We start from the raw sequence: 22,008 nt of genomic DNA on the forward strand, positions 1-22,008 counted from the left end.
CCTCCGGGCGTGACGACGCTCACCGCGTAAATGATTCGCTCCCGAAACACTCTTCTCCGTAGCGTGGGAGCGTGCACCACCTGCCCCACGACCACCCCGGAGTCCCGGACCACCGCAGCCCCGGGCGCTTCCTGTGGTGGATGGCCCGGCAGCAGTGGCCGACCCTCGTCGGCGGGATGTGCTTCGGCATCGTCTGGATGAGCGCGCAGGCGGTCATGCCGGCCGTCATCGGACTCGCGATCGACCGCGGCGTCGCCGACAAGGACACGACCGAGCTGGCCAAGTGGGCGGCGATCCTGTTCGCGATCGGCCTGGTCCAGGCGGCCAGCGGCATCATGCGGCACCGGTTCGCGGTGACCAACTGGCTGATCGCGGCGTACCGGACCGTCCAGCTGGTGAGTCGGCAGACGGTGCGGCTCGGCGGCACCCTCCCCCGCAAGGTGTCGACCGGCGAGGTCGTCGCGATCGGCACCAACGACCTCTCCCACCTCGGCCAGCTGATGGACGTCTCGGCCCGCTTCGCCGGCGCCTGCGTCTCGTTCGTCCTGGTCGCGGTGATCCTGCTGCAGACCTCGGTCACGCTCGGCCTCGTGGTGCTGGTCGGCGTCCCGCTGCTGATGCTCGGCGTCGCCCCGATCCTCGGCCCGCTGCAGCGCCGGAGCGCCCACCAGCGGCACCTGATGGGCGCGCTCTCGAACACCGCCAGCGACATCGTCGGCGGCCTGCGGGTGCTGCGCGGCATCGGCGGCGAGCAGGTCTTCCACGAGCGCTACGTCCGCGAGTCGCAGACCACCCGGCAGGCGGGCGTCCAGGTCGCCCGGTTGCAGTCGGTGCTCGACGCGCTCCAGGTGTTCCTGCCCGGGCTGTTCGTGGTGATCGTCGTCTGGATCGGTGCCCGGTACGCCGTGGAGGGCACGATCACGCCCGGCGAGCTGGTCGCCTTCTACGGCTACTCGGCGTTCCTGATGATCCCGCTGCGCACGGCCACCGAGTACGCCAACAAGATCATCCGCGCCCGGGTCGCCGCCGCCCGCGTGGTGCGGGTGCTCGCGCTCGAGCCCGAGGTCGGTGAGCCGGCCCACCCCGCGGGCTCGCCCGCACCGGGGGCCGAGCTCCGCGACGACCGCACCGGGCTCCTGGTCCGCCACGGCGTGCTGACGGCGGTCGTGAGCGAGCAGCCGGACGAGTCGGCCGAGCTGGCCGACCGGCTCGGCATGACGCACGCGCCCGTCGACGACGAGGTGACGCTGGGCGGCGTGCCGCTGACGGCGCTGTCCTCCGCCGAGGTCCGCCGCCGGATCGTCGTCTCCGACACCGGCGCACTGTTCTTCTCCGGCCGCCTCGGCGACCGCCTGGACGTCACCGGTCGCGGCGACGTCGAACGCGCCCTCGACACCGCGTCCGCCGCCGACATCCTGGACGCCCTGCCCGACGGCCTCGACACCGTGGTCGCCGAGCGCGGCCGCAGCTTCTCCGGCGGCCAGCGCCAGCGGCTGGTGCTCGCCCGCGCGCTCGCCGTCGACCCGGAGATCCTGGTGCTGGTCGAGCCGACCTCCGCGGTCGACGCCCACACCGAGGCCCGGGTCGCGGACCGGCTGCACCGCCACCGGGCGGGGCGCACGACGGTGGTGACCACCTCCAGCCCGCTGATGCTCGACCGCGCCGACGTGGTGGCGTTCCTCCGGGGCGGCCGCGTGGTCGCGACCGGCACCCACGGCGAGCTGCTCGGCTCGAACGCCGAGTACCGCCGGGTGGTCACCCGCGAGACCGAGGCCGAGCTGGCCGTGAGCGAGGTGGCCCCGCGATGAGCGCCACGACCCACCTGCCGGTGGCCGACAGCCGCGGCGTGCGGCGGTACGCCGCCGCGCTGGCCCGCCGGCACCCGAGGATGCTGTGGGGCGCACTGTCGCTCCACGTGCTCGCCGCGCTCGCCGCGCTGGCCGCGCCGCGGCTGATGGGCGACCTGGTCCAGGCCGTGGAGGACGGCACCACGGTCGGCCACGTCGACCGGATCGTCGCCCTCCTGGCCGGCTTCCTCGTGCTCCAGACGGTGCTGACCCGCTTCGCCCGCTACCTGAGCCAGGTGCTGGGCGAGCAGGTGCTGGCCGAGCTGCGCGAGGACTTCGTCGACAACACGCTGGCGCTCCCGGTCGGCGTCGTCGAGGCCGCCGGCTCCGGTGACCTGCTCACCCGGACCAGCCGCGACGTCGACCAGCTCGGCTGGTCGGTGCGGATGGCGCTGCCGGAGTGGACCATCGCCGTGGTCACCGCGGTGGTCACGTTCGTCGCGGCGCTGAGCGTCGGCTGGTGGGTGTCGATCCCCTGCGTGCTCGGCGTGCCCCCACTGGTGATCGGGCTGCGGTGGTACCTCAGGCGCGCCAAGGACGGCTACCTGCGCGAGAGCGCGACGTACTCCCAGATCAACGCGACCCTCACCGAGACGGTCGAGGGCGCGCGCACGGTCGAGGCGCTCGGCCTCGGTGACGAGCGGCTCCGCGCGATCGACGAGGACATCGCGGGATCGTTCCGCGCGGAGCGCTACACGCTCTACCTGCGCACCGTGTTCTTCCCCAACATGGAGATCGCCTACCTGGTCCCGACCGTCGCGACGCTGATGTTCGGCGGGTACCTCTACACCCAGGGCGAGGTCTCGCTGGGCGCCGTCACCACCGCGACGCTGTACGTGCAGATGCTCATCGACCCGGTCGACCGGATCGTCTCGATCCTCGACGAGCTGCAGCTCGGCGCCGCGTCGCTCGCGCGACTGCTCGGCGTCGCCCAGGTGCCGGACGACCGCGAGGTCAGCGGCCGCGAGCCGGAGGGCGAGAAGCTGGACGCCGAGGACGTCCGCTTCTCGTACGTCGAGGGCCGGGACGTGCTGCACGGCGTCGACCTGGCGGTGGGCGTGGGCGAGCGGATCGCGATGGTCGGCCCGTCCGGGGCCGGCAAGTCCACGCTCGGGCGGCTGCTCGCCGGCATCCACCCGCCACGCACCGGCTCGGTCACCGTCGGCGGCGTCGGGCTGACCGAGCTGCCGCTGGACGACCTGCGCGGCCACGTCGCGCTCGTCACCCAGGAGCACCACGTCTTCGTCGGCACGATCCGGGAGAACCTCGCGCTCGCCCGGCCGGGCGCCTCCGACGCCGACATCCGCGACGCGCTCGACGCCGTGGACGCGCTGGACTGGGTCGACGCGCTCGAGGACGGCCTGGACACCGTCGTCGGGTCGGGCGGCCGTGCGGTGACCGCCGCGCAGGCACAGCAGGTCGCGCTCGCCCGCCTCGTGCTGGCGGACCCCCACACGCTGGTGCTCGACGAGGCGACCTCGCTCATCGACCCGCGGGCCGCCCGCCACCTCGAGCGGTCGCTGGCGGCCGTGCTGGAGGGCCGGACCGTGATCGCGATCGCGCACCGGCTCTTCTCGGCGCATGACGCGGACCGGGTCGCGGTGGTCGAGGACGGGAAGATCGCCGAGCTCGGGTCCCACGACGAGCTGGTCGCCGCCGGCGGCTCCTACGCGGCGCTCTGGGACAGCTGGCACGGACGAGGGGCTGGCAACTAGGCCGATTGTGACAGTTATGCTGTCAACATGAAGCTCTCGACGCCGCTGTTGTACTCCGGCAACCCCCGCGAGGCCGCCGACCAGGTCGTGGGCCTCGAGAAGGCCGGCCTCGACACCGTCTGGGTGGCCGAGGCCTACGGGTTCGACTCCCCCACGCTGATGGGCTACCTCGCCGCCAAGACCGAGACCATCGAGATCGGCGCCGGCATCCTCAACGTCTTCTCCCGGACCCCGAGCGCGCTGCTGCAGACCGCCGCGGGCCTCGACAACGTCTCCGGCGGCCGCGCCGTGATCGGCCTGGGCGCCTCCGGTCCGCAGGTCATCGAGGGCTTCCACGGCCTGCCGTACGACAGGCCGCTGGGACGCACCCGCGAGGTCATCTCGATCCTCCGGCAGGGGCTGCGCCGCGAGACCCTCGTCCACGACGGCAAGATCTTCACCCTCCCCCTGCCCGCCGACCAGGGCCTGGGCCTCGGCAAGCCGCTGAAGATCCTCACCAAGGTCGAGCGCAACGTCGTGCCGATCTGGGTCGCCGCGCTCGGGGACGCCAACGTCGCGATGACCGCCGAGCTCGCCGACGGCTGGCTGCCGTTCCTGTTCCTGCCCGAGAAGGCCCACCAGGTCTGGGGCGAGGCCCTCGCCAAGGGCGCGGCGAAGCGCTCCGCCGACCTGGCGCCGCTCGAGGTCTCCGCCGGTGGCATGGTCGCGATCGGAGAGGGCGAGGACACCAAGAAGCTGCTCGACCTGATGCGGCCGCTGTACGCGCTGTACGTCGGCGGCATGGGCGCCCGCGGCAAGAACTTCTACAACGAGCTCGCCTGCCACTACGGCTACGAGAAGGAGGCGAAGCAGATCCAGGACCTCTACCTCGACGGCAACAAGCGCGACGCCGAGGCGCTCGTGCCGACCGAGTGGCTCGAGGCGGGCAACCTGGTCGGACCGGCGTCCTACGTCCGGGAGCGGATCGCGGCCTTCCGGGAGGCCGGCGTGACCAACCTCCAGATCAGCCCGGTCACCGAGGACCCGGCCGCGACCGTCGCGCAGGTCAAGGAGTGGGTGTCCTGATGACGGCGTCGATCCAGCGCCCGTCGATCTACGAGCAGGAGCACGAGGACTTCCGGCAGAGCGTGCGGACCTTCCTCGAGAAGGAGGTCGTGCCGCACCACCACCAGTGGGAGAAGGACGGCCAGGTCAGCCGCGAGGTCTGGCAACGGGCCGGCGCGGCCGGGCTGCTGTGCTTCGACGTCGACGAGGAGTACGGCGGCGCGGGGGTCAGGGACTTCCGCTACAACACCGTCGTCGCCGAGGAGATGGCCCGGGTCGGCGCGAGCGGCCCCGGCTTCCCCGTGCACAGCGACATCATCGTCCCCTACATCTCCTCGCTGGGGACGCCCGAGCAGAAGCGGCGCTGGCTGCCCGGCCTGGTCAGCGGCGAGCTCATCTCGGCGATCGCGATGACCGAGCCGGGCGCCGGCAGCGACCTCCAGGGCATCCGCACCTCGGCCGTCTTCGAGCCCGACAGGGACTGCTACGTGCTGAACGGCTCCAAGACGTTCATCAGCAACGGCATCCTCTCCGACGTGGTGATCGTGGTCTGCCGGACCGACCCGGACGCGGGCCACAAGGGCATCTCGCTGCTGGTCGTCGAGCGCGGCATGAAGGGCTTCGAGCGGGGCCGCAACCTGGAGAAGGTCGGCATGAAGGCCCAGGACACCGCCGAGCTCTTCTTCGACGACGTCGAGGTGCCGAAGGAGAACCTCCTCGGCGAGGAGGGCTCGGGCTTCATCTCGCTGATGATGAACCTCCCCCAGGAGCGCATCTCGATCGCCGCGATGGCGGTCGCCGCCATCGAGCAGGTCCTGGACCTGTCGCTGGCCTACGCCAAGGAGCGGCAGGCGTTCGGCAGGCCGATCGGCTCCTTCCAGCACAACCGCTTCGTGCTCGCGGAGATGGCGACGAACGCGCACGTGGCCCGGGTGTTCGTCAACGACTGCATCCTCAAGCTGAACGCGGGTGAGGTCGACACCACGCTCGCGGCGATGGCGAAGTGGTGGACCACCGAGCTGCAGAAGCAGGTCGTCGATGCGGGCGTCCAGCTGCACGGCGGGTACGGCTACATGCTGGAGTACCCGATCGCGAAGGCCTTCACGGACAGCCGGATCCAGACGATCTACGGCGGCACGACCGAGATCCAGAAGGAGATCATCGGCCGCAGCCTGGGGATCTAGACACGGGTCCTAACCTGTGAGCCATGACACACGTGGCCCCGGACATCGCCCGCGAGCGAGCGCGCATCCAGGAGCAGGTCGAGGGACGCACCCTCGTGCACGCGCTGGCCGACACCGTCCGGGAGCACGGCGGGAAGCCGGCGTACTCCGACCGGCACCACGCGCCGGAGGGCGAGTCCTGGCGCACGCTGACGTGGGCCGAGACCCGGGAGCGCGCCCTCGACGTCGCGGCCGGGCTGCTGGAGCTCCGCGTCGCGCCCGGCGACACCGTCGCGATCATGGCGACGAACCGGATCGAGCACTTCCTCGCCGACATGGGCGCGGTGCACGCCGCCGCCACACCGATGTCGATCTACAACACGCTCTCCCCCGAGCAGGTGGCGTACGTCGCCGCGCACGCACGGCCGGTCGTGGTGTTCCTCGAGAGCGCCGACCACCGGGCGCGCTGGGCGAAGGCGCTCGACGAGGTCGACAGCATCCGCACCGTCGTGATGCTGGACGAGGACTGGGATGCGCTGGTGGCCGCGGGCGCGGCCCACCGCTCCGCGAACCTCGGCGCCGTCGAGGCGCGCGCCGCCCAGCTCACCCCTGAGGACCCGGCGACCATCCTCTACACCTCCGGCACCACGGGGAACCCCAAGGGCGTCGTCCTGACCCACCACAACGTGCTCTACGAGGCGATCTCCACGCAGGAGAAGGCCGGGCTGATGGACCCGCAGCGCTCGGTGAGCTACCTGCCGCTCGCCCACATCGCCGAGCGGGTGCTCGGCCTGTACGGCCCGCAGATCACCGGCAGCCACATGTACGCGATCGGCGACCCCGCCGAGCTCCTCGGCGCGCTCGGGGAGGTGCACCCGACGGCGTTCTTCGGCGTCCCCCGGGTGTGGGAGAAGATCAAGACCGGGATCTCCGCGAAGCTCGCCGCCGACCCGGACCCGGCGAACCGGGAGATGGTCGAGAAGGCGATGGCCGCCGGGCTGGCGTGGGTCGAGGCCCAGGAGGTCGGCGGCACCATGACCCCGGAGGTCGAGGCGGCGTACCGCCGGGCGGACGAGCAGATCCTCGGCTTCCTCAAGCTCCTGCTCGGCCTCGACCAGGTCACCTGGGCGGGCTCGGCGGCGGCCCCGATGCCGCTCGACGTCGCGAAGTTCATGGCCGGTCTCGGGCTCACGGTGTACGACGTCTACGGGATGACCGAGACCTGTGGCGCCGTGACCGCCAACGGGCCCTCCGGCTTCAAGCTCGGCACCGTCGGCGCCGCCAACCCGGGCATGGAGGTGGTGCTCGGCGAGGACGGCGAGATCCTGGTCCGCGGCCCGGTGAACACGCCCGGCTACCACCTCCAGGAGGAGGCCACCCGCGCGCTGATCGACGAGGACGGCTGGATCCACACCGGTGACATCGGCACCCTCGACGACGACGGCTTCTTCTCGGTCGTCGACCGCAAGAAGGAGCTGATCATCACCTCGGCGGGCAAGAACATCGCGCCGTCGAACATCGAGAACTACCTCAAGGAGTCGCCGATCATCGGGCACGCGATGGCGATCGGCGACAGCCGTCCGTACGTCGTCGCCGTGCTCACGCTCGACGGCGAGATCGCGCCGCTGGTCGCCCAGCAGCTCGGCATCGAGGCCACCGGCCTCGCCGAGCTGGCCCAGCACCCGCAGATCGTGGCGATGGCCCAGGCGGCCGTCGACTCCGCGAACGAGCGGCTCTCCCGGCCCGAGCAGATCAAGTCCTTCGAGCTGCTGCCGGTCGAGTGGACCGCCGAGTCCGAGGAGCTCACCCCGACGCTGAAGCTGAAGCGCCGGGTCGTCCACCAGAAGTACGCCGACGTGGTCGACCGGCTCTACGGCTGAACGTACTCGTCCCGCAGCCGGCGCTTGACCATCTTGCCCGTGGGGGTCCGGGGCAGCTCGCTGCGGAAGTGGAACTCCGCCGGCACCTTGAAGTGTGCGATCCGGTCGCGGGCGTACGCCGCCAGCTCCCGCGCGAGCTCGTCGCCGGGCGTCGTACCGGGCGCGGGCTGGACGAACGCGACCACGCGCTCTCCCATCTCGTCGTCCGGCACCCCGATCACCGCGATGTCGGTGACCGCCGGGTGGAGGCTGAAGAGGTCCTCGACCTCCTGCGGGTAGATGTTCACCCCGCCACTGATGACCATGAAGGCCTTGCGGTCGGTGAGGTAGAGGAAGCCCTCGTCGTCGACGTACCCGAGGTCCCCGACCGTGGTCCAGCTGTCGTGCTGCGGGTGCTCGGTGCTGCGGGTCCGCTCCTCGTCGTTGTGGTAGCTGAAAGTCCGTTGCTCGCGCTCGAAGTAGACCGTCCCGACCTCGCCGGCCGCGAGCTCGCGGCCGTCGTCGTCACAGACGTGCAGCACGCCCATCAGCGCCGTGCCGACCGAGCCGGGGTGCGACAGCCAGGCCTGGCTGTCGATGAAGGTGGCGCCGTTCGCCTCGGTCGACGCGTAGTACTCGTGCACGATCGGGCCGAGCCACTCGATCATCCGGCGCTTCACCTCCACCGGGCACGGCGCCGCCGCGTGCACGACCGCCTGCAGCGAGCTCACGTCGTACCCGAGGCGTACGTCGTCGGGCAGCTTGAGCATCCGCACGAACATCGTCGGCACCATCTGCGTGTGGGTCACCCGGTGCTCCTGGATCGCCCGCAGCGCGCCCTCGGCCTCGAACCTCTCCATCATCACCAGCGTCCCGCCGAGCGCGTGGATCACGCCCCCGAACCGCAGCGGCGCGGCGTGGTAGACCGGCGCCGGCGAGAGGTACACCGTGTCCTCGTCGAACCCGTACAACGCACCGAACACGCGCACGTACACGTAGCCGGGCTCGTCGACCCGGATCGGCGGCAGCGGCGGCTTGATGCCCTTCGGCCGGCCCGTCGTCCCGGAGGAGTAGAGCAGGTCCTCGCCGTGCGGCTGCTCCGCCAGCGGCTCGGTGCTGGCGCCGGCCAGCGCGTCCTCGTAGTCGCCCTCGAACGTCAGCCTCGTCGGCACGTCGACGTCCAGGTGCTCCGCGAGGTCCGCCTTGGCCGGGGACACGACCAGCGCCTTCGCCCCGCAGTCGCGGACGATGTACGACGCCTCCTCGGCCGAGAGGTTGTGGTTCACCGCCGTCACGTACAGCCCCGACCTCAGCGCGGCCCAGTAGACCTCGTAGGCCTCCGGCCGGTTGTCCGACAGCAGGGCCACCACGTCCCCGACGCCCAGCCCGGCGTCGCGCAGCACGTGCGCCAGCCGGAGGCTGCGGTCGTCGAGCTCGCCGTACGTCAGGGTCCGCCCCGACCCGGCCATCACCAGCGCCGGCTTCTCGGGGCTCTTCGCCGCCCATGTCCCGGGATACATCCCGCGAACCTAGTCCTCGTCCGTTGGCGGCGGGTTGGATGGAGCCGTGGACCGCGACCACGATCGAGAGCGCGCCAAGGAGCGCGGGTACGACCTCCTGGCACCGATCGACGCGGCGTACGAGCGTGGTGAGATCTCCCACGAGGAGTGGCACGAGCGGGCCCGGGCGGTCGTCGAGCCCGCCTACCTGTCGGCAACCTCAGAGCGGCTCGGCTCCGGACACTCCGGGCCCGCCGAGGATTGGGAGACGTCGCGCGGCCTGGTCATGGAGGCGGTCGACCATGGCGGGACCTTCCTCGACGTCGGGTGCGCGAACGGGCTGCTGATGGCGTCCGTTGCCCGCTGGGGACGCGAGCGAGGGCCGGAGTGGAGCCGTACGGCGTCGAGATCTCAGCGCTCCTCGCTGAGCAGGCCCGCGAGCGCTACCCGCACTGGCGGAACCGGATCTGGACGGCGAACGCCGCCGGTTGGCGGCCCCCGATGCGCTTCGAGTTCGTCCGCACCGGGCTCGAGTACGTCCCGCACGATCGGCGCGCGGCGTACGTCCGTCACCTGCTCACCGAGGTCGTCGCGCCGGGCGGTCGCCTGATCGTCGGCAAGAACAACGGGGACCGCGGTGTCTCCGGGGTCGCTGAGAACCTTCGTTCCTAGGGCTGGAGAGACGTGGTCGAGGTACGACGCGGCCACTCCCACCCGGACGTCGAGATCTCGTCGTCTGGCTCTACCGTCGCTGACGCAGCGCGTTCGAATGGCCCCGCCGACCGTGGTCGGCGGGGTCCGGGTCAGCCGGTATGTCGGTGGCCCAGGGGGCTGGTCCACACGAACCCGATCCCGGGCACCCAGGAGTAGGTCCAAGCGGTGTGGGTCTTGAGCCGGTGGTGGCCGCGGCACAGCGGGGCCAGGTTCGAGGTGGTCGTCCTCCCGAGAGGCCATTCGACGATGTGGTCGGCGTCGCCGGGCCGGGCGGGGCGGTGGCACAGGGGGAACACGCACCGCGGGCGGCGGAGCCGGACCTGCTCCTTCATCAGCTCGGTCGGCTCGTAGCAGTCGGTGGAGAGCTCCTCGTTGAGGTCGATCACCGGCCGGACCGTGACCTTGGTGCCGAACTGCTGGCACCACTCCTTCAGGTGTCCGGGGGTGATGACGGAGCGGGTGTTCTCGACCTCGACCATGGCCTGGCCCGGGCGGGTGTGGGCGTAGACCACCACCTCGCGGTGGGTCTCACCCGTGCCGAGCATGCCGGCGGCCATCGATCGCCGCACGTCCAGGCTGAGGGCGGGGGTCTAGCCCTGATGCCTTCGCGGCGAGGCTGGCGTCCAACGCGACCGCGTCGGCCACGTCGAGCATCCCGGAGACCGGGACCAGGCCATCGCTCGTCATGTATTTCAGGTGGACGTGGAGGTGTCGCTTCTCGAGCGAGTCCACGTACCGGCGCCCGGCCTCGACCGGGTCGTGCTCGGCCCGTGCCCTGTTGACCTGCCGGTCGATCTCGGCGTACGAGCACTTGTGGAGCACGAAGTACAACGCCCGGTCCACCGCCGCCGCACCCGCCATGGGAAGGGAATGGGTGGCCTGCGCGACCTTCCTCGCCTTCCACACCGGCACCACACCGGCCCGGACCTTGCGCCAGATCCGAGGGAGTCGGTACCTCAGCTCGACCGCGTCACCCAGGTACAACCGGCCCGAGTCCGTCGACACACCGATCGCGAGCGCGAACTCGGCGATCGCTCCTTCGTCGATCGTGGGCGCGCCGTCGCCGGCGATCTCCATCTCCCGCATCGACCAGTCCACGCTCTCGTCGACCTCGTCACCGGGGTGGAGCAGCACCCACTCGACGGCCTGCTGCAACTGGGCGATCTCGAGATCGGTGATGCCGGCGCGGGTCGCGCGGGCAGCATCCAGCACCGACTCGGGAGTCAGGGTGCCGGGCTGGTTCATGACTCCACTCAAGCACTGGCCACCGACACTGAGAGGCTCAGAACCCCTTGTTCCACAGGGGTTCTGAGAATTTTCAAACTATTTTTTGAGCTGCGGCGAGTAGTTCTCTCGAAGGCGCCCTCCTCGACCACCGGCAAGCCGGGAAGCAGCCGCAACCATCCGCCCGCGGTTTCCCTTCGCTGCCTTTCGGCCGCAACTCCGAGCTGGCCCGCAGCCCACCGCTCAGCTCCACGCCACCAGCCGCGGACGCTGAAGCCGGGAAGCCATCGCAACCACCCGCCCGCCGTCCCCGCTTCGCTGCCCGTCGGTCGCAGCCCGAGGCGGACCCGCAGCCCACGCGCCCAGCAGCGGACCCGCAAGCCGGCAAGCAACCGCAGCCACCCGCCCGCGGTACCCGCCTCGCCGCCTTTCGGTCGTAATCCCGGGCGGACCCGCAGCCGACGCACAGCTGCACGCGACCAGGCGCGGACCCGCAGCCGATCGAAGGACGCGCAAGCCCGAAGGCGCATCAGCCCCCGGGCGGACCCTCGAGGACCGTCGGGACGTACTCGAGCAGCTGGATCCGGCCGTCGAAGGTGCGGTGGTCGACCATCTCGAGGGCGACGTCCGGGTACGCGTCGTAGATCCGCTCGGCGCCGGTGGCGCCGGTGATGACCGGGAAGACGACCACCCGGAAGCGGTCGACCAGGCCGGCGGCGAGGAGCGAGCGGCACAGCGTCACGCTGCCGACCGTCCGCAGCCCCCGCAGGTCCGCGTCCTTGAGCGCCCGCACGGCCGCGACCGGGTCACCGGTGACGAGCCGGCTGTTCGCCCACGAGAGCGGCTCCGCGAGTGTCGAGGAGAAGACGACCTTCGGGACCGCCTCGAGCGCCGCCATCCCGGCGCCGGCGTCGGCGAACCCCGACATCAGCCGGTACGTCGTGGCGCCCATCAGCACCGTCCAGTCCCGCTCCGCCGACTCCTCGAGCCAGCCGAGGTACTCGGGCCCCTCGAGTCCCCAGAAGCCGGGCCAACCCTCGGCCGCGGCGTACCCGTCGAGGGAGGTGATGAAGTCCACGAGCAGGTCGGCCATCGTGCCAGCGTCCCCCGACGGCAGCTCGGCGGCAACCTCGTCCCCGAGATCACCCGCACGGACCATGTCGAGAACGGCCGGCGCCGTTCGACTTAAGGGTGTCCGATGAGTCCGCCACGCTGCGGAGGTCGAACTAGGGGAAAACCCCGATGCCGACTGTCCCCGCTCCCTGAAAGAGTTGCCCCATGCACCGTCAGATCGCCGGAAGCCTGACCAACCGCGTGACCAAGTGGGTCGTCGCCGCCATCGCGCTCCTCGTCTTCTTCCCGATGGCCGCCCTCGGCTTCAAGCTCACCGACGTCCAGAACAACGAGGCCTCGTCGTGGCTCCCGTCGAGCGCGGAGTCGACGAAGGCGCTGGACCGGCTGGCGCCGTTCCAGGACCAGAACGACATCCCCACGATCGTCGTCTACCACCGCGACGGCGGGCTGACGCCGGACGACCTGGCGGCGATCAAGGGACAGCTGCCCGACATCTCCGGGATGGACGGCGTGGTCGGCGAGGCCAAGGGGCCGGTCGTGTCCGAGGACGGTGAGGTCGCCCAGACCATCGTCACCTACAACTTCGGCAAGAACGGCTGGAACGACCTGCCGGACACCGCGGACGAGCTGCGTGACATCGCCGCGATCGACGGCGTGGACGTCAACATCGCCGGCCAGGGCGGCCAGGCGGCCGACTCCGCGGAGGCGTTCGCCGGCATCGACGGCACGCTGCTCTTCGCGACCCTCGGGGTCGTGATCCTGATCCTGCTGTTCACCTACCGCAGGCCCCATCCTCTGGGTCGTCCCGATCCTCTCGGCGGTCTGCGCCCTGGAGATCTCCCAGGGCCTGGTCTACCTGCTCGCCAAGTACGCCGACCTGACGGTCAACGGCCAGAGCCAGGGCATCCTGACCGTGCTGGTGGTGGGCGCGGGCACGGACTACGCACTGCTCCTGGTGGCGCGATATCGAGAAGAGCTCCGTCGTCACGAGGACCGGCACGAGGCGATGGCGTTCGCACTCCACCGTGCCGCGCCGGCGATCATCGCGAGCGCGTCCACGGTCGCCGTCGGCATGCTCTGCCTCACGCTCGCCGAGATGAACTCCACGGCGGGTCTCGGCCCGGTCCTCGCCATCGGCGTGGGCGTGACGCTGCTGGTCATGATCACCGTGCTGCCGGCGTGGCTCGTGATCTTCGGCCGCTGGATCTTCTGGCCCAAGCGCCCGGCGTTCGGCTCCGCCGAGCCGACCGCCTCGGGCCTCTGGTCCAGGGTCGGCCGCTCCATCGCGCCGCGGCCGCGCACGGTGTGGGTGACCACCGCCGTGATCCTGATGGTCGCGTGCCTCGGCATCTTCAAGCTCGACACCGGCGGGCTGAGCTCGACCGACCAGTACACCAAGACGTTCGAGTCCGTGAAGGGCCAGCGGCTGCTCGAGCAGCACGGCATGGTCGACACCTCGAGCCCGATCATGATCGTCGCGAACGCCGACCAGACCCAGGCCGTCGCCGACGCGGTCCGGACGGTCGACGGGGCCGCCGAGCCCAGCACCGACATCCCGCCGCAGGACGGCACGGCGCTGATCACCGTCCCGGTCGCGGGCGACGTCGCCGACCAGGCGGCCTTCGACATCGTCAAGGAGGTCCGCGACGCCGTGCACGCGGTGCCCGGCGCCGACGCCGAGGTGGGTGGCACGTCCGCGTTGTACCTGGACATCCAGGACGCCTCGCACCGGGACAACTGGGTGATCATCCCCGTCGTCCTCATCGTCGTGATGCTGATCCTGATGCTCCTGCTGCGGGCTGTCGCGTCCCCGGTGATCCTGATCCTCACCGTGATCCTGTCCTTCGGGGCCGCGCTGGGCATCTCGACGCTGATCTTCCGGGGCGTGTACTCGCACCTGTTCACGGAGGGCAACGGGTTCCTGCACACGGATGCGTCGTTCCCGCTCTTCGTGTTCACGTTCCTCGTGGCGCTCGGCATCGACTACAACATCTTCCTGATGACCCGGGTCCGCGAGGAGACCCAGACCCACGGCACCCGGCAGGGCAGCCTGGTCGGACTCCGCGCCACCGGCGGCGTGATCACCTCGGCCGGCCTGGTCCTCGCGGCGACGTTCGCCGTGCTCGGGTCGCTGCCGCTGGTGTTCCTGTCGGAGCTCGGCACGGCCGTCGCCTTCGGGGTCATCCTGGACACGATCATCGTCCGGTCGGTGCTGGTCACGGCGATCAACCTCGACCTGGGCGGCAAGATCTGGTGGCCGAGCGCGCTCGACCGCAAGCCACCGGTCCAGCCGTCGGAGCCCACCGACGAGGAGGAGCCGGTCCCGGTTAGCCTCTAGGGGTGAGCGACCAGCCCACCCCTCAGCAGGTACGCCGGGCGCTGGCCCGGGCCGAGCGGGGCGCCGCCCTCGACGTCGTCGAGGCGGCCGCCCTGCTCGCGGCGTCCGGGAACGACCTGGACCGGCTCACCGTGGTCGCGGCCCGGGTGCGCGACGCCGGACTGGCCGCCGCCGGCCGGCCGGGCGTCGTGACGTACTCGCCGAAGGTCTTCATCCCGGTCACGAAGCTGTGCCGCGACCGGTGCCACTACTGCACGTTCGTCGAGACACCCGGCCAGGCGGCCCGCGACGGGCGGGCGCCGTACCTCTCCCCCGACGAGATCCTCGCGATCGCGGCCGAGGGGGCGGAGCTCGGCTGCCTGGAGGCGCTGTTCACCCTCGGCGACCGGCCCGAGGATCGCTGGCCCGAGGCACAGGCGTGGCTCGACGAGCAGGGCTACGACTCGACGCTGGCCTACGTCCGCGCGATGGCGGTGCGGGTGCTCGAGGAGACCGGGCTGCTGCCGCACCTCAACCCCGGTGTCATGTCGTGGGAGGAGATGAACCGGCTCAAGCCGGTCTCCCCCTCGATGGGCATGATGCTGGAGACCACCTCGCGGCGGCTGTTCGAGACCAAGGGCGAGGCGCACCACGGCTCACCCGACAAGGACCCTCGCGTCCGGCTCCGGGTCCTGGAGGACGCCGGCCGGCTGTCCATCCCGTTCACCACCGGCCTGCTGGTCGGCATCGGCGAGACCCTCACCGAGCGCGCGGAGACGATCTTCGCGCTCCGCGCGACCATGAAGGCGTACGGCGCGGTGCAGGAGGTCATCGTCCAGAACTTCCGGGCCAAGCCCGACACCGCGATGCGGCACGCCGACGACCTGGGCCTGGACGAGTACCGCGCAGCGATCGCGGTCACCCGGCTCGTCCTCGGACCGAAGGCACGCGTCCAGGCGCCCCCGAACCTCGTCGACCTCGCCGAGTGCCGGGCCCTGCTGGAGGCCGGGGTGGACGACTGGGGCGGCGTCTCGCCGCTCACCCCCGACCACGTGAACCCCGAGCGCCCGTGGCCGTCGCTGGACCGCCTCCGGGACATCACCGCGCAGTGCGGCTTCGACCTCCAGGCGCGGCTCACGGTCCACCCCGAGTACGTCCGCGCCGGCGAGCCCTGGCTGGACCCGCGCATCTCCGCCCACGTCGCCGCGCTCGCCACCGACGAGGGGCTGGCGAAGCCGGGCGTACGTCCGAACGGGCTGCCCTGGCAGGAGCCGGACGGCGGGTTCGCGAGCGTCGGGCGCACCGACCTGTTCGCGGCCGTCGACACCGAGGGCCGCACCGAGGACCGCCGCTCGGACTTCGCGAATGTGTACGGCGACTGGGACTCGGTCAAGGAGGCGGCCGAGGGTCTCGATACGCTCGCTGACGCTCGCTACTCGACCATCGAGAGTGGAGTCGGTGGACGCACCGAGACCGTCGGGATGGACGCCCTCCGGGCGGCGGAGCGTGACCCGGGCAACCTCTCCGACGAGCACGCGCTGACGCTGATGACCGCGGAGGGTGCGCTGCTGGAGCAGGTCTGCCGACTCGCCGACGACCTCCGCCGCGAGACCGTCGGCGACGAGGTGACCTACGTCGTCAACCGGAACATCAACTTCACCAACGTCTGCTACGTCGGCTGCCGGTTCTGCGCGTTCGCGCAGCGGCGCACCGACGCGGACGCCTACTCGCTCTCGATGGACGAGGTCGCGGACCGCGCCCAGGAGGCCTGGGACCTCGGCGCGACCGAGGTCTGCATGCAGGGCGGGATCGACCCGGAGCTGCCCGCCTCGGCGTACTTCGACCTGGTCACCGCGGTGAAGCAGCGGGTCCCGGGCATGCACGTGCACGCGTTCAGCCCGATGGAGGTCGTGAACGGTACGGCGCGCACCGGCCTCTCGATCGAGGACTTCCTGATCAAGGCGCGCGAAGCCGGACTCGGCTCGCTGCCCGGCACCGCCGCGGAGATCCTCGACGACGAGGTCCGCTGGGTGCTCACCAAGGGCAAGCTCCCCACCCGGACCTGGATCGAGGTCGTCTCCACCGCTCACCGGGTCGGCATCCCGACGACCTCCACGATGATGTACGGCCACGTCGACAACCCGCGCCACTGGGTCAACCACCTCCGGGTCCTGAGCCGGATCCAGGACGAGACCCACGGCTTCACGGAGTTCGTGCCGCTGCCGTTCGTGCACACCAGCGCGCCGATCTACCTCGCCGGCGTCGCCCGCCCCGGGCCGACGCTCCGCGACAACCTCGCGGTGCACGCGATGGCCCGCATCCTGCTGCACGGCCGGATCCCGAACATCCAGACGTCCTGGGTGAAGCTCGGCGTCGACGGCACCCGCGCGATGCTGCGGGCCGGGGCCAACGACGTCGGCGGCACCCTGATGGAGGAGACCATCTCGCGGATGGCCGGCTCCGAGCACGGGTCCGCCAAGACCGTCGAGGAGCTCGTCGACATCGGGGCCGGCATCGGCCGGCCGGTGGTCGAGCGCACCACGACCTACGCTCGCCGCTAGCGCAGTCCCGCGTCGTCGCACGCGGCACGCAGCCGCCTGGTGCAGATCTCCTCGACGGTCCAGTAGCCGTCCGCGACCACGGTGTCGGCGAGGTTCTCGAGCGTCACGGGCACGGGGTCCAGGAGGTACGTCGGCACGCCGTCGAGCGTCCTCGTGGGCTGGCCCGGGTCGCCGCCCGTCAGCGCCGCCACCGCGATCCTCGCGGTGGTGGTGGCCGCGGGGTCGACCGGGCGGTACACCGTCATCAGCTGGCGCCCGCTCACCAGCCGCCGCACGCCCGCGAGCGTCGCGCCCGCACCGGTCACCGGCAGGTCGGCCCCGCCGAGCGCGTGGATCGCGGTACCGGCGAGCGCGTCGTCGGCGGCGTACAGGCCCGCGAGCGTGCTGGGCGGGAAGAAGGTCAGGATCGTCGAGAGCCAGGTGTGCGTGGCCTTCGGCCGGTCCGGCAGGGCGTCGTACTCGCCCACCACCGTCGCTCGGCTCGCGTCGAGGACCTGGTGCGCCGCGCCCTTGACCTGGACCGCGCCGGCGTCGGCCGGCGAGCCGTTGAGCATCACCAGGTCGCCCGAGCCGCCCGCCGCCTTCAGCAGTGCGTGCGCCTGCTGCTCGCCGGCCTGCTCGCGGTCGTAGGCGACGTAGTAGTCGAGGTCCTCGAGCAGGGTGTCGTAGCCGACGACCTTCACGCCGAGCTCCTGCGCCGCGCTGAGCTGGTTGACGACGGTGAGCGGCTCGACCGCGTCGATCACGAGCACCCGCGCGCCCGCGTCGGTCGCGCCGGCCAGCTGCTCGGACTGCCGGGCCGCGTCGCCCCGGGCGTCGTAGGAGACGACCCGGCAGTCGGGGCACCGCTCCGCCACTGCCTCAGAGAAGCTGCGCCTGTCGAACGCCTCGCTGCGCATTGCGGGCGGGCCCGGCATCAGCAGCGCGATCGTGCCGCTCGGGTCGGCGCTGGCCGACGTCGCCGAGGTGGGCGTCGGAGCGGGCTCGGCGGGCCCGTCGCCGCTGCAGCCGGCCAGTCCGAGCACGAGCGCGGCGGCGACGGCCAGGCGTGGGAGCACGAGGAGCAGGCTAGGCCAGGAAGGACCGCACCTGCCGGTCGATCTCCAGATCCTCTCGGGCCTCGACCACGGCGACGCCCTCACCCAGCAGCGCGTCGCCCTCGGCCGCGCGGTTGCGCTCCTCGTCGATGCGGACGCCGAGGTGGGCGAGCCCGGCCGCGACCGCCGACCGCAGCTCGGGTGCGTGCTCGCCGATCCCGCCGGTGAACACCAGCACGTCCAGCCCGCCGGCGGCCGCGGCCATCCCGCCCGCCTCGCGGACCAGCCGGTGCACGTACACCTCGAACGCCAGCTCCGCCGCCGGGTCACCCGCCTCGCGCGCCCGACGTACCTCCTGGAAGTCGCCGGAGGTCCCCGACAGGCCCTTGAGGCCGGACTCCCGGTCGAGCACGTCGTACAGCTCGTCGGCCGAGACGCCCTCGCGTCGCATCAGGTGCAGCATCAGCCCGGGGTCCACCGAGCCGCTCCGGGTCTGCATCACGACGCCCTCGAGCGGCGTGAACCCCATCGTCGTGTCGACCGACCGTCCCGCGCGCACCGCGCAGAGCGACGCGCCGCCCCCGAGGTGGCAGGTCACCATCCGCAGGTCCTCGGGCCGCCGCCCGACGAGCTCCGCCGCGCGCCGCGACGCCCACGCGTGCGAGAGGCCGTGGAAGCCGTACCGGCGCAGCCGCCAGCGCTCGTTCCACTCCCGGGGCAGGGCGTACGTCGAGGCCGCGGCCGGGATCGTCGCGTGGAAGGTCGTGTCGAAGCAGGCGACGACCGGCACGCCGCGATGCTGCGCGAGCAGGTCGCGAGCCGCCCGCAGCGCCGGCGGGTTGTGCAGCGGCGCCAGGTCCGAGACCTCCTCGAGCGCGTCCAGCACGCCCTCGTCGACGAGCACCGGCGCGGTGTGGTCCGGGCCGCCGTGCACGAACCGGACGCCGATCGCGTCGTACGGACCCTCCGCGTGCTCGACCAGCTGCCCGTCGTCGAGGAGCGAGGTCTTCAGGCTGCTCGATCCGGGGTTCACGACCAGGACGCGCACGTCAGGAGGTCCACTCCCAGTCCCGGACCTCGGCCAGGTCCTCGCCGTAGGTGCGGACGTACTGCCGGTGCCGGATCAGCGAGTCCTTGAGCATCTCGCGCGCCGCACCCGACGTCGCGGCCAGCCGCGGCACCCGGTCGATCACGTCGATGGCCAGGTCGAAGCGGTCGATCCCGTTCATCACGGCCATGTCGAACGGCGTGGTGGTGGTCCCCTCCTCGACGTAGCCGCGGACGTGGATGTTCTCGTGGTTGGTGCGGCGGTAGGTCAGCCGGTGGATCAGCCACGGGTAGCCGTGGTAGGCGAAGATCACCGGGCGGTCCGCCGTGAACAGCGCGTCGAAGTCCGCGTCGGACAGCCCGTGCGGGTGCTCGCTGGCGGGCTGCAGCCGCATCAGGTCGACGACGTTCACGACCCGGACCCGCAGGTCCGGCACGTGCTCCCGGAGCAGCGACACCGCGGCCAGCGTCTCCATGGTGGGCACGTCGCCGGCGCACGCCATCACGACGTCCGGACCGGTGTCGCTGTCGTTCGACGCCCACTCCCAGATGCCGACGCCCTTGGTGCAGTGGACGATCGCGTCGTCCATCGAGAGGTACTGCAGCGCCGGCTGCTTGCCCGCGACCACCACGTTGACGTACTGCTTGCTGCGCAGGCAGTGGTCGGTGACCGAGAGCAGCGTGTTCGCGTCCGGCGGGAGGTAGACGCGGACGACGTTGGCCTTCTTGTTCACGACGTGGTCGATGAAGCCGGGGTCCTGGTGGGAGAAGCCGTTGTGGTCCTGGCGCCAGACGTGGGACGTGAGCAGGTAGTTGAGGGACGCCACCGGCCGCCGCCACTCGATCCGCCGGGTGCTCTCGAGCCACTTCGCGTGCTGGTTGAACATCGAGTCGACGAGGTGGATGAACGCCTCGTAGCACGAGAACAGCCCGTGCCGTCCGGTGAGCAGGTAGCCCTCCAGCCAGCCCTGGCAGGTGTGCTCGGAGAGGATCTCCATGATCCGTCCGTCCGGGGACAGGTGGTCGTCGTAGTCGAGGATCTCGGCGTTCCAGGTCCGGTCGGTGACGTCCATGACGTCCTGGAGCCGGTTCGAGGAGTTCTCGTCCGGCGCGAACATCCGGAAGTTGTCCATGTTGCGCGCCATCACGTCGCGCAGGAACGTGCCCATCACGCGGGTCGACTCCACGGCGCCGGTGCCGGGCGAGGCCACCTCGACGGCGTAGTCGCGGAAGTCCGGCATCCGCAGCGGCTTCAGCAGCAGGCCGCCGTTCGCGTGCGGCGACGCGCTCATCCGCAGGTCGCCCTCGGGGTGCAGGGCGGCGATGTCGGGCGCGGGTGCCCCGGCCTCGTCGAACAGCGACTCCGGGTCGTAACTGCGCATCCACTCCTCGAGCACCTCGCGGTGCGCGTCGTCGGAGCGGGCGTTCGCGAACGGCACCTGGTGGGAGCGCCAGTAGCCCTCGACCTTCTTGCCGTCCACCTCCTTGGGGCCGGTCCAGCCCTTGGGCGAGCGGAGCACGATCATCGGCCAGGGCCGTCGAGGTACGGCGGCCGACGCGGACCGGGCCTGTCCCTGGATGTCCGCGATCTCGTCGAGGCAGCGGTCCAGGGTGCCGGCGAAGTCCGCGTGCATCTGGGCCGGGTCCGATCCGGAGACGATGTACGGCGTGTGGCCGTACCCGCGCAGCAGCGAGACCAGCTCCTCCTCGGGGATCCGGGCGAGGACCGTCGGGTTGGCGATCTTGTAGCCGTTGAGGTGCAGGATCGGCAGCACGGCGCCGTCGCGGCGCGGGTCGACGAACTTGGTGGAGTGCCAGCTGGTCGCGAGCGGCCCGGTCTCGGCCTCGCCGTCGCCGACCACGGCGGCCACCACGAGGTCGGGGTTGTCGAACGCGGCGCCGTACGCGTGCGAGAGGGCGTAGCCGAGCTCACCGCCCTCGTGGATGGACCCGGGCGTCTCCGGAGCCGCGTGGCTGGGGATGCCGCCCGGGAACGAGAACTGGGTGAACAGCCGGCCCAGGCCGCGCTCGTCGAGGCCGACCTCCGGGTAGATCTCGGAGTAGGTGCCCTCGAGGTACGACGAGGCGACCACGCCGGGTCCGCCGTGGCCGGGGCCGGTGATGAAGATCATCTGCTGGTCGCGCGCCATGATCGCGCGGTTCAGGTGCGCGTACACGAAGTTGAGCCCGGGAGTGGTCCCCCAGTGGCCCAGCAGCCGGGGCTTCACGTGGTCGGCGACCAGCGGCTCGCGCAGCAGTGGGTTGGCCATCAGGTAGATCTGGCCGACGGAGAGGTAGTTGGCGGCGCGCCACCAGCGGTCGAGGGTCACGAACTCCGGATCCATGACCCCACGGTTCCGCGATGCCGCGCTCCACGCAATGGGTCGTTTCGGGTGAGGGGACGGGACGTTGGTCCTGAGCGCTAGCGTGTCCCCCATGAGTCACGGAGACGGCGACCAGGAGATCTACGGCGACTACAGCGTCGACGACGAGGACCAGCCCTCGAACCTGGAGGACATCCCGGACGGGGACGTCGAGGACGAGCTCGACCGCGGCTACTCCCCACCGGAGAAGTACTCCGCCGGCCAGGGCTACGGCAACACGCCCTGGGAGGAGGAGCACCGCGAGGGGATCGACCAGCGGGTCGCGCAGGAGGAGCCCGACGTGGACCCGTACGCCGAGGTCGACGACGACTTCGTGGACGACGGTGAGGTCGGTGACCGCCGCGCCGGGCGGCTGGTCGACTCCGACGAGGGCCTCGGCGAGGACACCGAGAAGGACCTGGTGGGCGACGACGTCGGCATCGACGGCGCGGGCGCGTCCGCCGAGGAGGCAGCCGTGCACATCGTCGAGGACTTCCCCGACGAGTAGAACCCCACCCGAACGGGTAACTCTCCTCCGAATCCG

The 22,008-nt window shown here is 71.4% G+C and carries 17 protein-coding genes and 1 pseudogene; 10 read left to right on the top strand and 8 right to left on the bottom strand.

Features of this window, described 5'->3' with window-relative positions; all coding sequences use genetic code 11:
* Positions 1-71: 71 nt before the first annotated feature.
* The 5 genes from ACVW2K_RS20965 to ACVW2K_RS20985 are packed head-to-tail and all read left to right on the top strand — an operon-like array spanning position 72 to position 7,649.
* Positions 72-1,808 (top strand): ABC transporter ATP-binding protein, encoded by a 1,737-nt coding sequence (locus tag ACVW2K_RS20965; protein ID WP_457203833.1) that lies wholly within the window; start codon positions 72-74, stop codon positions 1,806-1,808.
* Positions 1,805-3,562, top strand: a complete 1,758-nt coding sequence (locus tag ACVW2K_RS20970; RefSeq protein WP_457203834.1) for an ABC transporter ATP-binding protein — start codon at positions 1,805-1,807, stop codon at positions 3,560-3,562. Before ACVW2K_RS20965 ends, ACVW2K_RS20970 begins: the two co-directional genes overlap by 4 nt.
* A 27-nt stretch (positions 3,563-3,589) precedes the next feature.
* Entirely contained in the window at positions 3,590-4,627 is a 1,038-nt protein-coding gene (locus ACVW2K_RS20975; protein ID WP_028635642.1) for an LLM class F420-dependent oxidoreductase, read from the top strand.
* Positions 4,627-5,790 carry an acyl-CoA dehydrogenase family protein gene (locus tag ACVW2K_RS20980; protein ID WP_457203835.1) on the top strand — a complete coding sequence of 388 codons (1,164 nt, stop codon included), beginning with the start codon at positions 4,627-4,629 and terminating at the stop codon, positions 5,788-5,790. Before ACVW2K_RS20975 ends, ACVW2K_RS20980 begins: the two co-directional genes overlap by 1 nt.
* A gap of 23 nt (positions 5,791-5,813) precedes the next feature.
* A complete protein-coding gene (locus ACVW2K_RS20985) occupies positions 5,814-7,649 on the top strand; it encodes an AMP-dependent synthetase/ligase (protein ID WP_457203836.1) in 1,836 nt (611 codons plus the stop codon).
* Here the strand turns inward: ACVW2K_RS20985 and ACVW2K_RS20990 are convergent.
* Complete coding sequence (locus ACVW2K_RS20990) at positions 7,640-9,148, bottom strand: acyl-CoA synthetase (protein WP_457203837.1); 1,509 nt, start codon at positions 9,146-9,148, stop codon at positions 7,640-7,642. The two genes, ACVW2K_RS20985 and ACVW2K_RS20990, sit on opposite strands and share 10 nt — an antisense overlap.
* A 366-nt stretch (positions 9,149-9,514) precedes the next feature.
* Between ACVW2K_RS20990 and ACVW2K_RS20995 the strand changes: the two genes are divergently transcribed.
* Positions 9,515-9,799, top strand: a complete 285-nt coding sequence (locus ACVW2K_RS20995) for a hypothetical protein (RefSeq protein WP_457203838.1) — start codon at positions 9,515-9,517, stop codon at positions 9,797-9,799.
* 131 nt (positions 9,800-9,930) lie between these two features.
* Here the strand turns inward: ACVW2K_RS20995 and ACVW2K_RS21000 are convergent, their stop codons facing one another.
* The 4 genes from ACVW2K_RS21000 to ACVW2K_RS21015 form a co-directional block, all read right to left on the bottom strand.
* Positions 9,931-10,386, bottom strand: a complete 456-nt coding sequence (locus tag ACVW2K_RS21000; RefSeq protein ID WP_457203839.1) for an HNH endonuclease signature motif containing protein — start codon at positions 10,384-10,386, stop codon at positions 9,931-9,933.
* A complete protein-coding gene (locus ACVW2K_RS21005) occupies positions 10,370-11,086 on the bottom strand; it encodes a DUF222 domain-containing protein (protein WP_457203840.1) in 717 nt (238 codons plus the stop codon). Before ACVW2K_RS21005 ends, ACVW2K_RS21000 begins: the two co-directional genes overlap by 17 nt.
* Before the next feature lie 508 nt (positions 11,087-11,594).
* Positions 11,595-12,158: a dihydrofolate reductase family protein gene (locus tag ACVW2K_RS21010; protein WP_457203841.1), complete on the bottom strand. Its 564-nt coding sequence runs from the start codon at positions 12,156-12,158 to the stop codon at positions 11,595-11,597.
* 193 nt (positions 12,159-12,351) lie between these two features.
* Positions 12,352-12,552 carry a hypothetical protein gene (locus tag ACVW2K_RS21015; protein ID WP_457203842.1) on the bottom strand — a complete coding sequence of 67 codons (201 nt, stop codon included), beginning with the start codon at positions 12,550-12,552 and terminating at the stop codon, positions 12,352-12,354.
* Here ACVW2K_RS21015 and ACVW2K_RS21020 point away from each other — a divergent pair.
* From ACVW2K_RS21020 to ACVW2K_RS21030, 3 genes and pseudogenes are all read left to right on the top strand, one after another.
* A pseudogene (locus tag ACVW2K_RS21020) lies at positions 12,524-12,862 on the top strand (MMPL family transporter); the annotation flags it as partial. The gene ACVW2K_RS21015 and the pseudogene ACVW2K_RS21020 sit on opposite strands and share 29 nt — an antisense overlap.
* Positions 12,863-12,986: 124 nt before the next feature.
* On the top strand, positions 12,987-14,477 hold the full coding sequence (locus ACVW2K_RS21025; RefSeq protein WP_457204101.1) for an MMPL family transporter: 1,491 nt from the start codon (positions 12,987-12,989) through the stop codon (positions 14,475-14,477).
* A 2-nt stretch (positions 14,478-14,479) separates the two neighbouring features.
* Positions 14,480-17,017 carry a bifunctional FO biosynthesis protein CofGH gene (locus ACVW2K_RS21030; protein ID WP_457203843.1) on the top strand — a complete coding sequence of 846 codons (2,538 nt, stop codon included), beginning with the start codon at positions 14,480-14,482 and terminating at the stop codon, positions 17,015-17,017.
* On the opposite strand, the gene ACVW2K_RS21035 is transcribed toward ACVW2K_RS21030, so the two are convergent.
* Genes ACVW2K_RS21035 through ACVW2K_RS21045 form a run of 3 tightly spaced genes read right to left on the bottom strand, consistent with a single transcriptional unit; the run spans position 17,014 to position 21,446 of the window.
* Complete coding sequence (locus ACVW2K_RS21035; protein ID WP_457203844.1) at positions 17,014-18,075, bottom strand: substrate-binding domain-containing protein; 1,062 nt, start codon at positions 18,073-18,075, stop codon at positions 17,014-17,016. The two genes, ACVW2K_RS21030 and ACVW2K_RS21035, sit on opposite strands and share 4 nt — an antisense overlap.
* 10 nt (positions 18,076-18,085) lie before the next feature.
* Positions 18,086-19,102 carry an acetate/propionate family kinase gene (locus ACVW2K_RS21040; RefSeq protein WP_457203845.1) on the bottom strand — a complete coding sequence of 339 codons (1,017 nt, stop codon included), beginning with the start codon at positions 19,100-19,102 and terminating at the stop codon, positions 18,086-18,088.
* Position 19,103: 1 nt separating this feature from the next.
* A complete protein-coding gene (locus ACVW2K_RS21045) occupies positions 19,104-21,446 on the bottom strand; it encodes a phosphoketolase family protein (RefSeq protein ID WP_457203846.1) in 2,343 nt (780 codons plus the stop codon).
* A gap of 91 nt (positions 21,447-21,537) precedes the next feature.
* Between ACVW2K_RS21045 and ACVW2K_RS21050 the strand changes: the two genes are divergently transcribed.
* Positions 21,538-21,972, top strand: a complete 435-nt coding sequence (locus ACVW2K_RS21050) for a DUF5709 domain-containing protein (protein ID WP_028635632.1) — start codon at positions 21,538-21,540, stop codon at positions 21,970-21,972.
* Positions 21,973-22,008: the final 36 nt, after the last annotated feature.

Source organism: Nocardioides sp. HB32, from assembly GCF_054058995.1.